11 protein-coding genes are annotated in these 13,790 nt (G+C 69.8%); 6 read left to right on the forward strand and 5 right to left on the reverse strand.

Annotation, left to right across the window (positions count from 1 at the left end):
- Positions 1-17 precede the first annotated feature (17 nt).
- Positions 18-1,355 carry a hypothetical protein gene (locus EXE58_RS05675; protein ID WP_135266961.1) on the reverse strand — a complete coding sequence of 446 codons (1,338 nt, stop codon included), beginning with the start codon at positions 1,353-1,355 and terminating at the stop codon, positions 18-20.
- A gap of 16 nt (positions 1,356-1,371) precedes the next feature.
- The gene (locus EXE58_RS05680) at positions 1,372-2,031 is read right to left on the reverse strand and encodes a nitroreductase (protein WP_244242444.1); all 660 of its coding nucleotides are present in this window, start codon (positions 2,029-2,031) and stop codon (positions 1,372-1,374) included.
- A 154-nt stretch (positions 2,032-2,185) separates the two neighbouring features.
- Here EXE58_RS05680 and icmF point away from each other — a divergent pair, with 154 nt between their 5' ends.
- From icmF to EXE58_RS05695, 3 genes are all read left to right on the forward strand, one after another.
- Positions 2,186-5,416: a fused isobutyryl-CoA mutase/GTPase IcmF gene (icmF, locus tag EXE58_RS05685; protein ID WP_135266963.1), complete on the forward strand. Its 3,231-nt coding sequence runs from the start codon at positions 2,186-2,188 to the stop codon at positions 5,414-5,416.
- Between the two features lie 206 nt (positions 5,417-5,622).
- Positions 5,623-6,996: an HNH endonuclease signature motif containing protein gene (locus EXE58_RS19950; RefSeq protein ID WP_135266964.1), complete on the forward strand. Its 1,374-nt coding sequence runs from the start codon at positions 5,623-5,625 to the stop codon at positions 6,994-6,996.
- Positions 6,997-7,554: 558 nt separating this feature from the next.
- Positions 7,555-8,685, forward strand: a complete 1,131-nt coding sequence (locus EXE58_RS05695; RefSeq protein ID WP_135266965.1) for a hypothetical protein — start codon at positions 7,555-7,557, stop codon at positions 8,683-8,685.
- A gap of 476 nt (positions 8,686-9,161) precedes the next feature.
- Here the strand turns inward: EXE58_RS05695 and EXE58_RS05700 are convergent, their stop codons facing one another.
- A complete protein-coding gene (locus EXE58_RS05700; RefSeq protein WP_135266966.1) occupies positions 9,162-9,815 on the reverse strand; it encodes a class I SAM-dependent methyltransferase in 654 nt (217 codons plus the stop codon).
- 33 nt (positions 9,816-9,848) lie between these two features.
- A complete protein-coding gene (locus EXE58_RS05705; protein ID WP_135266967.1) occupies positions 9,849-10,715 on the reverse strand; it encodes a putative periplasmic lipoprotein in 867 nt (288 codons plus the stop codon).
- Positions 10,716-10,805: 90 nt separating this feature from the next.
- On the opposite strand from EXE58_RS05705, the gene EXE58_RS19425 reads away from it, so the two are divergent.
- Together EXE58_RS19425 and EXE58_RS05715 are read left to right on the forward strand one after the other, a co-directional pair.
- Positions 10,806-11,531 (forward strand): thermonuclease family protein, encoded by a 726-nt coding sequence (locus tag EXE58_RS19425; RefSeq protein WP_167288704.1) that lies wholly within the window; start codon positions 10,806-10,808, stop codon positions 11,529-11,531.
- A 38-nt stretch (positions 11,532-11,569) separates the two neighbouring features.
- Positions 11,570-11,983 (forward strand): DUF6632 domain-containing protein, encoded by a 414-nt coding sequence (locus EXE58_RS05715; RefSeq protein WP_135266968.1) that lies wholly within the window; start codon positions 11,570-11,572, stop codon positions 11,981-11,983.
- A 4-nt stretch (positions 11,984-11,987) separates the two neighbouring features.
- Here the strand turns inward: EXE58_RS05715 and EXE58_RS05720 are convergent, their stop codons facing one another.
- Entirely contained in the window at positions 11,988-12,986 is a 999-nt protein-coding gene (locus tag EXE58_RS05720; RefSeq protein WP_135266969.1) for an NAD-dependent epimerase/dehydratase family protein, read from the reverse strand.
- Between the two features lie 116 nt (positions 12,987-13,102).
- On the opposite strand from EXE58_RS05720, the gene EXE58_RS05725 reads away from it, so the two are divergent.
- Positions 13,103-13,750 carry a DUF305 domain-containing protein gene (locus EXE58_RS05725; protein ID WP_135266970.1) on the forward strand — a complete coding sequence of 216 codons (648 nt, stop codon included), beginning with the start codon at positions 13,103-13,105 and terminating at the stop codon, positions 13,748-13,750.
- Positions 13,751-13,790 lie beyond the last annotated feature (40 nt).

A 13,790-nucleotide genomic window follows, 5' to 3' on the forward strand; every position in this document is an offset into this window, starting at 1 on the left:
TCCTGCCGCCCGCACCGTCAGCTGGCGGGCACGAGGTGGCGCACCGTGACGGTGAAGCGCTCCACGTCGAACGAGTCGGTGCCGCTCGTCGCGAACGACCAGACCACGCCCGGAACGAGGGCCTCGCCGAGGATGTCGCGGTCCCACTGCTCGAGCCCCAGGCACATCCGCGAGCAAGTGACCCACGGCGTCTCGGCACCGGTCGGCGATGTCGCGCTCACGCCGGGCGCATGGCGCTGCTCCCGGGGCAGCGTGATCGTGCCCTGGTCGGCTGCGGCGTCCTCGGTCGGTCGCCCCGTGAACGACACCTTGGCGCTGTGCACCCCGCGGACGCCGGCGGTGTGAGGGAGCGGCAGGTAGTGCAGGCCGTGGGCGCCGTTGGACCAGGCGTCGGTGGAGCACCCGCGCGACCTGTAGCTGAGACCTCCCGGGTAGAGGGCGCTCGGCACCACCTCCCCGCAGCGGAGAGGAACCTCGCCGCACCCGTTGGCGGTGCTGAACACACACTCGCTCGTCAGGGACTCCTGCGGCGAGACGACGTGGACCCGCTCGACCATCTCCAGCGCGTCGCGCGAGACCCAGAGGCGGTATGCGGGTGAACGTCCGATGTTGCCCGCCATGTCCCTCGCCTTGATGAAGGCGCGATAGCGACCGGGCGCGAGCGGCTTGCCGTGGCGGCGTGCAGTCCACACCACGTCGTCGGGCTGGGGCTTGCCGTGCTCGCCGAAGGCCGTGGAGCCCTCCGAGCCCGTCACGTCTCGACGCAGCACCGTGCGACCGTCCGGACCCTTGATGAGCAGGGTGGCCCACCTGAACGGCTCGTCGAGGATTGGCCGCAGGGCGACACTGTCCCGCACGTCGGTCGACCGTGGGTAGACCGGCAATGCCTTGCCCTCGAGCAGGCCGTAGTCGGTGCGAGGGGACACCTCGGCGAAGACGAGGGTGTCCAGGACGGTCTCGACACTGTCGACCGTGTCCGCGCTCGAGGAGCCCCGGTGGGCCGTGCGCAGGGTGATCGTGCAGCCGCAGTAGCTCGGCACCTTGCCGTCGCGACCCTTCCCGTTCCACCGCCAGACGTGCTCCCCCGCCTGCTGGCGGCCGAGCAGCACGATGCGGTGGGTGGAGCGGCCCTCGCTCACCGTGATCCTGACCGAGGCCGGGTCGACGAGTCGGTAGCGCAGGACCGCCTGGTCGAGGCGGCCGTCAGCGTTGGGCGAGAAGCGCGGGGTGACGTGGAGGATGGAGTCGGTTGCTGGCTGGGCGCCTGCCAGCGGGAGCAGCGGCACCGGGGCGAGCACCGCCGCGGCGACCGCCACCAGGAGGGCGCAGGCCGGAGCGGCCAGGCGACGCATCATGCACGGACGATATCCGCTAGGAGTCGATCCGTCGGACGACCGAGGCCACGTCCGCACGGGACGTGCGGAACGCGTTGGCCGGGTCGGACTCGTCGGCATGCCCGAACGACACCGCGCACACGACGAGCCGGTCCTCGGGCAGGTCGAGAAAGTCGCGGACGTAGTCGCTGTACATCGCGATCGCGCCCTGGGCGATGACGCCCAGACCGAGCGACTGCGCGGCGAGCATCAAGGTGTTGACGTAGCCGCCGCAGTCGAGGACGCCGTAGGTCCCCAGCGCCTTGTCGGTGGTCACGATCGCAGTGTGCGGCGCACCGAAGAACGAGAAGTTCTTGAACATCTGGAGGCCGCGCGCCTCGCGGTCCTCACGTGCGATGTCGAGCGCGGAGTAGAGGCCGTAGCCGGACTCCCGCCGACGCTCGGCGTGGACCCCCTCGTACGTTGGGAGCCCGAGGTCGGCGACCTGCTCACCGGTCAGCACCCGCTCGCCGATGCCCTTGCCGAAGCGGGCCAGGGCCTCACCGCCGAGCAGGTGCACCTGCCACGGCTGGGTGTTGCACCACGACGGCGTGCGCTGCGCCAGGGCGAAGAGCCGGTCGATGACGTCGTCGGACACGGGATCGGGCAGGAACGCGCGGCAGCTGTAACGGTCGGCGAGGAGCTGGTCGAGGTGCACGCCGGCCATTGTCCCCGACATCGCCCTGTAACGCCGGGTTGGTCGTTGTACCCACCCTGGTGCACGGGGGTGGGTACAGCGACCAACCCGGCGTTACAGGGTGGGCTGGGGCAGGTGACTCGCGAGTAATACTAGGATGTCCTAGTATCGAGGGATGGCCGATCTGCACGTCCCTTCCCACCCCGTCCGCATCGTCACCGCGTCAGCGCTGTTCGACGGCCACGACGCCTCGATCAACATCATGCGGCGGATCTTCATGAGCCAGGGCTGCGAGGTGATCCACCTCGGGCACAACCGCTCGGTCCAGGAGGTCGTCGACGCAGCCGTCGAGGAGGACGTGCAGGGCGTCGCGGTGTCGTCGTACCAGGGCGGGCACGTCGAGTACTTCGAGTACCTCGTCGAGTCGCTCCGCGCCGTAGGGGCCGGCCACGTCAAGGTCGTCGGCGGCGGTGGCGGCGTCATCGTGCCCAAGGAGATCACCCGGCTGCGCGAGTCGGGCGTCCACATCTTCTCCCCCGAGGACGGCCAGAAGCTCGGCCTCGGCGGGATGATCAACTCCGTCGTCGCCGACTGCGACTTCGACCTGTGGGAGACCGGCCCGGTCACCGCCGAGCAGGTCCTCTCCGGCGACCGCCACGCCATCGCCCGCGCCATCACCGGCGCCGAGGCGGCCGCGCTCGACGAGGCCATGATGGACGAGGTCCGTACGGCGTCGGCGCGCCGCGTGGTGCCCGTCCTCGGCATCACCGGCACCGGCGGCTCCGGGAAGTCCAGCCTCACCGACGAGCTCGTCCGTCGCTTCCGTGTCGACCAGCAGGACAAGCTCCGGATCGCCGTCGTGGCCATCGACCCCACCCGCCGCAAGGGCGGTGGCGCGCTGCTCGGCGACCGCATCCGCGCCAACTCCCTGGACGGCGACCGCGTGTTCTTCCGGTCGCTGGCGACCCGCGGCGCGCACGAGGTGCCCGAGCACCTGCCCGACGTCATCGACGTGCTCAAGGCAGCCGGCTTCGACCTGGTCGTCATCGAGACGCCCGGCATCGGCCAGGGGGACGCCGGCATCGTGCCGCTGGTGGACCACTCGCTCTACGTCATGACGCCGGAGTTCGGCGCCGCGTCCCAGCTCGAGAAGATCGACATGCTCGACTTCGCCGACACCGTCGCGATCAACAAGTTCGAGCGCCGCGGCGCCAAGGACGCCCTGCGCGACGTCGGCAAGCAGCTGGTCCGCAACCGCGAGGCCTTCGGCAAGCAGCCGGCCGACATGCCGGTCTTCGGCACCAGTGCCGCGACCTTCAACGACGACGGCGTCACCGCGCTCTACCAGCACCTGCGTGCCGAGCTGGCCGGCGAGGGCCTCGAGGTCGCCGAGGGGACGCTGGCCCCCGTCGACGTGCGTCACTCCTCCGGCATCCGCCAGGTCGTGCCCGCCGACCGCGTGCGCTACCTCGCCGAGATCACCGAGACCGTCCGCGGCTACCACGCGCAGACCGAGCGCCTCGCCGAGGCGGCCCGGCGCGTCCAGCGGCTGAACGTGGTGCAGGGCGAGCTCGTCTCCGCCGACAAGGAGACCGCCGGCGTCGAGGACCTCCTCGAGTCGGCGCAGCGCGACCTGCCGCACGAGGTGGCCGACCAGATCGAGCGCTGGCCCTCGATCGTGGAGTCCTACTCCGGCGACGAGCAGGTCGTGAAGATCCGCGACAAGGAGATCCACACCAAGCTGACCCGCGAGTCCCTCTCGGGCAACAAGGTCCGTCGCGTGGCACTGCCGCGCTTCACCGACCACGGCGAGCTCGTGAGGTTCTGGCGCAACGAGAACCTCCCCGGCTTCTTCCCCTTCACCGCCGGCGTCTTCCCGTTCAAGCGTGACAACGAGGACCCCGCCCGCATGTTCGCCGGCGAGGGTGACCCGGCGCGCACCAACCGCCGCTTCAAGATCCTCTCCCACGGCAACGACGCGACCCGCCTGTCCACCGCCTTCGACTCGGTCACCCTCTACGGCCGCGACCCCGACGAGCGCCCCGACATCTACGGCAAGGTCGGCACCTCCGGCGTCTCGGTGGCGACGCTCGACGACATGAAGGTGCTCTACGACGGCTTCGACCTCGTCTCGCCGACCACGTCGGTGAGCATGACCATCAACGGCCCCGCCCCGACGGTCCTCGCCTTCTTCCTCAACACCGTCATCGACCAGCAGGTCGGCGCGTTCCGGGAGCGGGAGGGCCGCGAGCCGAACGAGTCGGAGCGCGCCGAGCTGGCGTCGTACGCCCTCCAGTCGGTCCGCGGCACGGTCCAGGCCGACATCCTCAAGGAGGACCAGGGGCAGAACACCTGCCTGTTCTCCACGGAGTTCTCGCTGCGGATGATGGCCGACATCCAGGAGTGGTTCATCGAGCAGGGGGTGCGCAACTTCTACTCCGTGTCGATCTCCGGCTACCACATCGCCGAGGCCGGGGCGAACCCCATCAGCCAGCTCGCGTTCACCCTGGCCAACGGCTTCACCTACGTCGAGGCCTACCTCGCACGCGGCATGGACATCGACGACTTCGCGCCGAACCTGTCGTTCTTCTTCTCCAACGGCATGGACCCCGAGTACTCCGTCCTGGGTCGCGTCGCCCGCCGCATCTGGGCGGTGGCGATGAAGGAGAGGTACGGCGCCAGCGAGCGCAGCCAGAAGCTGAAGTACCACGTGCAGACCTCCGGCCGCTCGCTGCACGCGCAGGAGATGGACTTCAACGACATCCGCACCACGCTGCAGGCGCTGATCGCGATCTACGACAACGCCAACAGCCTCCACACCAACGCCTACGACGAGGCCGTCACCACCCCGACCGAGGACTCCGTGCGTCGCGCGCTCGCGATCCAGCTGATCATCAACCGCGAGTGGGGGCTGGCGATGAACGAGAACCCGCTCCAGGGGTCCTTCATCATCGACGAGCTCACCGACCTCGTCGAGGCGCAGGTGCTCGAGGAGTTCGACCGCATCAACGAGCGCGGCGGCGTGCTCGGCGCCATGGAGACGGGCTACCAGCGCGGCCGGATCCAAGACGAGTCGATGCTCTACGAGCACCGCAAGCACGACGGCTCGCTGCCGATCGTCGGGGTCAACACGTTCGTCAAGGAGTCGGCAGCGGACGCCCAGCCCAAGGAGGTCGAGCTCGCCCGCGCGACCGAGGAGGAGAAGTCCTCCCAGCTCCAGCGCGTGCGGTCCTTCCAGCAGGCGCACTCCACCGAGGCGACCGAGGCGATCGCGCGTCTCAAGGAGGCGGCCGTCTCCGGGGAGAACGTCTTCGCCGTCCTGATGGACGCCGCGCGGGTCTGCTCGCTGCAGCAGGTCACCGAGGCGTTCTTCGAGGTCGGCGGGCAGTACCGCCGCAACGTCTGACCACGCGGACGACCGCGAGTTCCGCAGCGGTGTACCCGAGTCCGCGAGCCCACCGGTGGTTGAGAAGCAGGCCCTTCGGTGGTTGAGGAGGGACGGAGTCTCGTCTCGAAACCCCGATCACGATCAGGTCACGATGACCGAAACCCCCCATGGAATGGGCCCTTCAGGGCCGTCGAGTGTCAGTGCTGACTGGTTGAGTAGTGCCCATGACCAGCACCGCTCATCACTCCGATCCCGAGGTCTGTGACCTCGCGGACGCGAGCGTGGTCGGCCTGCTGGAGCAGGCAGCAGAGTGCGAGGCGGTGCTGCGGGAGGCAGCGGTCCACCAGCTGCGGATCGCCTACGAATGGGCGATCTCCCACCCCGTCATCGACGCAGCCGAGACAGTTCGCGGTCCGGTGCTGCCTTCGGTTCTCGGGGCCCCGGAGACGTTGGGTGGTGCCGGGACGCCGGCGGTGGCGGCGTTCACCGCCGAGCCGCTCGCGGTCGCCTGCGGCATCGCGCCGTCGTCGGCGACCGCGCTGCTCGCCGATGCCCTGGATCTCCACCACCGGTTGCCGGTGCTGTGGGACCAGACCCGGGCCGGGTCCGTGGCGGTGTGGAAGGCGCGTCGGGTTGCGGCCCGCACCCGCGACCTGTCCCTGGACGCTGCGTTGTGGGTGGACCGGCAGACCGCAGGCCGAGTCGGGGCGTTGAGCAAGGCGGCGTTGGACCGGCTGATCGCCGAGGCCGCGGCACGCGTCGACGGCGCGGACTTGTCGGAGAAGGAGAAGTCCGGCCGGTCGCAGTGGGACGTGCGGCTCACCCACCGCGACCCGCGAGAGGGTGGCGCCACCTCCGAGATCCACGCCGTCGGCGACACCCTCGACCTGACCCGGTTCCACGACATCGTCTGCGCCGAAGCAGAAGCACTCGGCGCCCTGGGCGATGGAGACTCGTTCGAGGTCCGCAAGGCCAAGGCCCTCGGTGTGATCGCCGACGCCCAGGCCCGCCTCGACCTCACCAGCCTGATCGGCGACGACGCCAGCCCGGAGGAGCAGGCCAAGGTCCGCCGCCGGCTCATCGAGCGCCGCGACGCCAAGGTACGGCTCTACCTCCACGCCTCCCTGGCCGACGTCGCCGCTGGTTCGTCCGGCGCGGTCGGCACCGTCGAAGGCCTCGGTTCGGTCACCCTCGACCTGATCAAGGACTGGGCCGGACGCTCCCGAGTCACCATCCAGCCGGTGCTCCACGTCGCAGGCGACGACCCCTGGTCCGTCGACCGGCACGACCCACCACCCCGAATGGCCGAGCAAGTCGTTCTCCGCGACGGCGCGTGCGTGTTCCCGTGGTGCAAACACCCAGCACGCCACGCCGACCTCGACCACATCGAGCCCTACGTCAACCCTGACGAGGGCGGACCGCCCGGCCAGACGAGTCCCGAACAACTAGCTCCCTTGTGCCGAAGACACCACCGCGCCAAGACAGCAGACGCCTGGAGCTACCAACGCACCGCACCCGGCACCTACCTGTGGACCGGACCCGCCGCCCTCACCGCCCTCGTCACCCCCACCGGCACGACCAGCGTGACCACACGCTGACGGATCGTGGCGGGCGCAGCCTGAGCGCCTGTGGACTCCGACCGCGCCGAATGCGGCAGGTGAGTGCGACCGTCAGACGGCGGGATCCATCGACTCAACGTGGAAGTAGGCAACCTCACGGCGACCTTCGGTGACAACGATGACGTCACCCTCAGTCACCCCGTGCGGTGGCACGTTGTCAACGAACAGCCATGCAGCGTCAGTTTGCGAGCGCCAAGCCGTGCGGTCCTGCACGCGAAGGACAACGGACGCCAACCCGGTGGTCGCGTTCGCCGGAGGGACGAAGCCCGTGGCCGCATAGTCCTGCTCGGGAGGCGTCGGCGGTGGCCCCGTGTCGCGGCCGCCCTGCTCGCGCGTAAGCCACACTACGTACCGTGGAAGGGCAACGGGCCGTCGATACGCACGAAGGCGACTGCCCTACTGCGACTTCCGTCGCCTGCTCATCGGCATCCGTGCGCCCGGCGTGGCAGCTGTGTCGCTGCGAACAGATCAGAAGCGCAAGCCCAGGCGACGTCGTTGGAGGTGGAGACGAAAATGACACGTTCGGAGGGTTGTGCGGTGACGGTCAGTCGTGAGCAGACGATCCGGCGCGATGATTGGTACTTCGTCGTCAGTGACCCATCGTCACCATCGGCGGTCGCGACTGACTACGAGCGGACGCTTCGAATCGCTGAGGAGACGACGTCTGATCTTGGGGGAGCACCCAGAGCCGGTCAGTGGATCCCCACTGACAAGGGTTGGGCGGCGAAGCTGGAAGCGGTCGCCGAGCCGGACCGCGCTATGGCGTGGTTCGAGGCATTCGCCGGAAGGTGGGCCGACCAGGCCGTCGTTCAACCTCGACCTCGCAAGCGCTACTCGAGGCACCGTGATCCCCGCTCGACACTCACCCTGGGCGCCGCCTACACCACCAATGACCTCTCGGTGCTTGCGCCTGACGACAAGGGACGGACGTGGGCGGTCCCGATCGAAGTCACGCATGAGCTGGCTCGCCGCGCGGCGGCGTGGCTGGAACTTGAGGGCGCGACCACGTACTACACCCACAGCGAGCACACCATCGTGTGGTCAACCCCCACCCTCGGGATCCCCCCTCTTCGGAGCCTGGTGGAAGCCATCGCCGAGCCGTACGCCTCCACGAATCTTCAATCCTTGCGCACAGGTCCGGTGCGCCATCGGGCGGTTGTGTTCGAACGAGAAGGTCGGATCGCCTGCCAAGACGTGGACCCGACGCACAGCACACGGGAACAGCTCGACCTGCTCGAGGAGTGCATCCGGTGGCAGCCGGCAGCATTGGACTATGCGTTCATCACCTTCGAGCCTGGCGGGGCGGAGAACGTGTGGTGGGGGCAATATGTCCATTACTTCCTACCCCATGGGCTGAGCGAGCCCGACCTTCGGGAACGTCGCTCACTACTGTCCTCGTACGTACCAGATGCGTTCGGCGTTCAGGTTCTCACTGACGCGCACTTGGCACGCGCCAACGACCTCAGTGACTGGTCTATCGAGGAGATCGCCCCGGGACGCCACCTCGTCAGCGCACGCGAGCTTGACCCCTGGCTTGTCGCTCCCTCACCACACCCTCAGGCGGAGCACATGATGGGACCGCCCCCGGCCGAACTCGTCGGTAAGGCACGTTCCGATTTCGGGGACATGATCCTGCCTTCTGAAGCGCCCTCGGTTCACCCAGGGTGAACGTACCGACGCGACAGACGTCCACGCGCGTTCCGCCGTCAAGCACACGAGAACCATGTTCGGCGATGAGCAGAACGTCACCGCTTGGCCGACGCAGGACCGCACAGCCTTCCTCGGACACGTCGAGGGTGCCTGTCAGGGTTTCGGCCGGATACGGCCAGACGTCCACACTTGTGGGCTTGTCATCAGGCCGTCGCGCCCGGTGAGTCGGCGACGGGGGACCTGCACGTTGATCAGGGTAGATCGCCGACGGCGTCAACGGCAGCATCACGATCCGGATCTCGGCCGCTTGTTCCATTGACCCAGGACCAGATCCGGCAACCGGCGTCGTCACTAGGGACACACCCAGTGAGCTCGCGGCGCCGAGACTGGTCGACACCGGACGACGAACTGCGGCCGCGGAGCGCGTGGACGCGGCTGGACCTGTCCCGCCGCGGTTCGTCCGCCCGGGTCGTGGCTTTCGGTGAGGACGTGGGTCAGTCGGCGAGCTTCGTCGCGGTGCACAGGAAGACGCCGAAGTCCCGGTCCTCCTTGGTGATGCTGGTGGCGTCGACGAACGCGACGTCTCCGAACCCTGCGCTGGTCAGCCGCTGGCGGAGCTCGTCCCGGTCGAAGCCGTGGTGACCGTCGAAGTCGACCTTGTTGGCATGGAACGCCCCGTCGGGGTCCTGCTCCAGGTCGGCGATGGCGAGCCGGCCGCCGTCCACGAGCAGGCGGCGCACGGCCGCGAGCATCGCGTCGAGGTCGCGCACGTGGTGGAGCGCCATCGAGCTCCAGGCGACGTCGTACTCGCCGTCGATGGTGTCGCGCGTCAGGTCGACCTGCAGCGCCTTCGCCCGGTCCGCGAGCCCCGCGGCCTCGATGCTCTCCTGGGCGACCTGGACCATGCCGGCCGAGGGGTCCGTGATCGTGATCGTGCCGACGTGGTCGGCCAGAAGGATGCTGAGGCGACCCGTCCCCGCCCCGACGTCGAGGGCTCGCGTCCCGGGCTCGAGCCGCACGGCCTCGCGGATCGCGCGGGCCACCGCCTGTTGACGTTCCTCGTGACTGGGGTCGTCGTCCCACGTCGCCGCTGCGTCGTCGAAGTCGTCGTGGCGGTGCGGGTGCGGCTCGTGGTCGTGTCCGTGCATGCGCTCGACCCTAGCCCCGGTCAGTGGTCCCGGTCAGTGGCCCGTGTACCCGGCGCACTCACGGTCGAGCCACGCGAGCAGGTCCGCGTGGTCACGCCGTGGCGGTTCGAGCACCAGGGGCAGCAGCGGTCCGTCGCCCAGGCGCAGCCACACGCGCCAGATGAAGGTCTGCGTGCTCTGGCTGCGTGCGTGCTCGTCGCACCGGCCCGCTGACAGCTGGACGGGTACGACGACCTTCTCGTCCTCGGCGGCCAGGCCGGCGCCGGCTCCGACCGCGAGGTCGAAGAGCACCGAGCCCTGCACCTGCTCGACGGCGATCGGGTCGGGGTCGGCCCGTCCCGTCCTGCTGAGCACGAGGCCGTCACCGGCCTCGCCGGCGACGTCCCACCGGACGTCGACCGCGTCGGCGATGTCCTGCTCGGCGCAGGCGGTCGCGTGCAGCCGCTCGAGGAACCGCCGACCGTCCGCGGGCATGTCGGCGCGGTAGGTGCGCGCTCGCGTCACGACAACGCCGCGCATGGGGGCCGCACCCACGTCCGGACCGCAGTCGGGTCGTGACAGCCGGTAGCGCAGGTCGACGATCGACTGGGCGGGCACGTCGTAGTCCGCGGGCTGCACGTCGCCGGGGAAGCCGGCCCAGTCCACGCCGACGGCCTGCACGGGCAACACCCGGACGGTGCCGTTGGAGACCCTGACCTGGGCGCGGCGGGTGCCCTCGTCGAAGCGTGACTGGATGAAGGACACGCCGACGCCGGGCGGAACGGTCTCGGGCGCCAGCGTGATGGTCCGGTGGCCGGGGCTGGGCTGCTGGGCCGGACGGGCGGCGGGGTCGGTCCGCGAGGCCGAGCACGCTGTCGTACCCAGGACGACGGCGAGGGCGAGCCCGACCAGTCGCTTCATCCCTCCATCATGGCGGTGGCGAGGTGGCCCGTTCGAGTCATTTGGGGCTGATCCGGCCCCTGGCGATCGTCATCGGCGCAGTCTGGATCGATGGTCCTCCGTGTCTTCGTCCTCGCCCTCGCCCTCCCGCTCCTGGTGCTGATCGGCCAGTCCCCGGCGCAGGCCTCCGACCGCGACTGTGGCGACTTCGCGACCCAGGCCGCGGCGCAGGCGTTCTTCGTGAGCGCGGGACCGGGTGACCCGCACCGGCTCGACTCCGACTGGGACCGCGTCGTCTGCGAGAGCAACCCGTGCCCGTGCAGCACGGGCCAGGCCCCCCAGCCGTTCGCCGGCACCAGCCCGACGAGCTCCCCCTCCCCCTCGCCGACCACCAACCCCGAGGGCTCCGGCAACAGCGGTCCGGTACGACGCGACGTCGGCAACGTCGTCAAGGTCACCGACGGCGACACCCTCAAGGTGCGGATCCGAGGAGTCGGCATCCGTGACGTCAGGCTGCTCGGCATCGACACCCCCGAGAAGTACGGCCGGCGTGAGTGCGGCGGCGAGCTCGCGACCTCGGCCATGCACCAGGAGGCACCCGTGGGTTCGCGGGTCGTGCTGCGCTCGGACCCGTCGCAGGCGGCCGTCGACCGCTACGGCCGGCTGCTGCGCTACGTCATCCGCAACGGCCGCGACGTGGGACGGCGGCAGGTGATCACCGGGCACGCGCAGGTCTACGTCTACCGCGACGACCCCTTCACCAGGACTGCTTGGTACCGCAGCGCCGAGCGCGCGGCGCAGACCCACGCCCGGGGGCTGTGGAACCGCTGCTGGTGACTGCATACTGGCTCCGGTAGATCACGATCGGAGCCCGCATGGCGACCTCTCGCATGCTTCTTCTGCGGAGCGCGCTGGTCGCGGTCGGCCTGCTGATGCTCCTGCTCTACCCGATCAGTGCCGTGTGGCCCTCGGGGTGGGCCTGGCACGAAGGCGCTCCCCACGACTCCCGCTACTTCATGATGATCGTGGGCCTCTACCTCACCCTGGGCGCCTTCCTCGTCAACGCGGCTCGCAACCCATCGGCCCATCTCAGCCTGATCTGGTTCGCTGTGTGGTCCAGCGCCGTCCATGCGGTGATCATGGGCGTGCAGGCCCTCGGGGCCGAGGATCACCGCGGACACCTCTGGGGTGACGTACCCGCGTTGCTGCTGGCGGCGGTGGTGCTGGCCGTGCTCGTGCGGGCGGCGGACCTCGGGCCCGACCGCCCGGGCGAGGCGACTCGCCGCTGACCCGTCAAGGGTGCAGCGGCGGCATCTGGCTCCCGGCCCGCTCGGGCATACCGAGCAGCACGGCCTCGACCGCGCTGGCGGCATCGTGACGCGGCGTCCAACCCAGCTCGGTGCGAGCGCGGGTGGAGTCCATCAGCGGCAGCATCTGCAGCGCCGCGAACAGGCTGCCCGGGACCGGCAGGACCCGCGCGTGCCACGCGGCGTCGAGGGCGTGCCGGGTCAGGGTCGGTGACACCTCGAAGGTCCGCGCCCCCATCAGCTCACCCAGCTCGTGCCGGCCGAGGACCCCTTCGGCGGCGAGGTTGAAGGCACCGCGGGCACCACTGCGCAGCATCGCGGCCACGGCTCGCGCGACGTCTCCGCTGTGCACCGCCTGGAACCTGAGACCGGCCGGCACGGGCAGCACCGGGATGCGGCGTCGGTCCAGCAGCGACGGCCTGGCGAGCGCGCCGCCGAAGATGCGTCGCTGCTCGCTGGCGGCCGACCGCTGGAAGACGAACGCCGGTCGCATCCGTACGACGTCGATGTCGGGGTTCTCGGCCTCGAAGGTGTCGAGCACCCGCTCGACGTAGGCCTTCTCACGACAGTACGCCGCCTCCGAGGCGCCGTCGGTGTGCCAGTCCTCGCGCACGGGCTCGTCGTGCACGACGGGCGAGTAGGCGGCGATCGAGGAGGACACGATGACCTTCCCGATGCCTGCCCGCGCCGCGGCGCCGAGCACCCGCCGGCTCCCCACGGCGTTGGTCGTCCACGTCACCTGAGGTTCGTGCGTCGGCTGGAACTTCCATGCCAGGTGCACCAGCGCGTCGCACTTCGCGAGCAGGTCGGTGAGGTCGTCGAGCCCGACGTCGGCGCTGACCCAGCGGACCGAGGGGTCCGGGTCGGGCGGCTGGCCGGGATTGCGGCGCGCGACCGCGACCACCTCGTGCTCGCCCCCGCTCGTGAGCTCGCGCAGCACCGCGCTGCCGATGTTGCCGGACGCTCCCGTGACGGCGACTCTCATGCGAGGGGTGTACCCCCGTCCCCGGAGTGGATGCGACCCCCTCGAGGGGTCTTTCGACTCTGGTGGCACAGGTCCCGCAGCGGGAGGCTGGAAGCACCCGAGACGTAGGAGGGGTGATGAGGCGCAGCCTGGCACTGGGTGCAGCCGCCGCGACCGCCGTGGTCGCGAGCCTGGCCACCGTGGCGGCGATGAGTGTTGCCGACGACGACCCGCGGCCCGACCGCGACGGCGTCATGATGTCGTACGGAGGTCATGGCGCGACCGGCCACGGCGGCATGCACGGAGGCATGTCATCCGGAGACATGTCGGAGCACGGCATGCACGGTGACATGCAGGTGACCGACGAGGTCGGCTACCTGTCCGAGATGGTCCTCCACCACGAGGAGGCGGTCGCCGCGGCAGAGGAGCTCCAGCGCTCGGAGCGACCTGAGATGCGACAGCTCGGAAAGGACATCGTCGCGTCCCAGACGGCCCAGATCGCCCTGATGGAGGGGTGGCTCGACGACTGGTACCCCGACCGGGGCGAGGCGCCGACCTACGACCCCATGATGCGCGACCTGGCCGACCTGTCGGGCGACCAGCTCGACCGGGTCTTCCTCGAGGACATGGTCGGGCACCACATGGCGGCGGTCATGATGTCGCAGCAGCTGCTGATGCAGGAGCTCGTCGAGCACGACGAGGTCGCCGAGCTGGCTGAGTCCATCCGCGACGAGCAGCACGTCGAGATCTTCATGATGCAGGGATGGCTGCGCGAGTGGTGGTGAGACGCGATGTGGTTCCCCTAGGGTGACGAGCGGCAAGTCA

It is taken from the genome of Nocardioides seonyuensis (genome assembly GCF_004683965.1).
In the GTDB taxonomy this organism is placed as follows: Bacteria; Actinomycetota; Actinomycetes; order Propionibacteriales; family Nocardioidaceae; genus Nocardioides; species Nocardioides seonyuensis.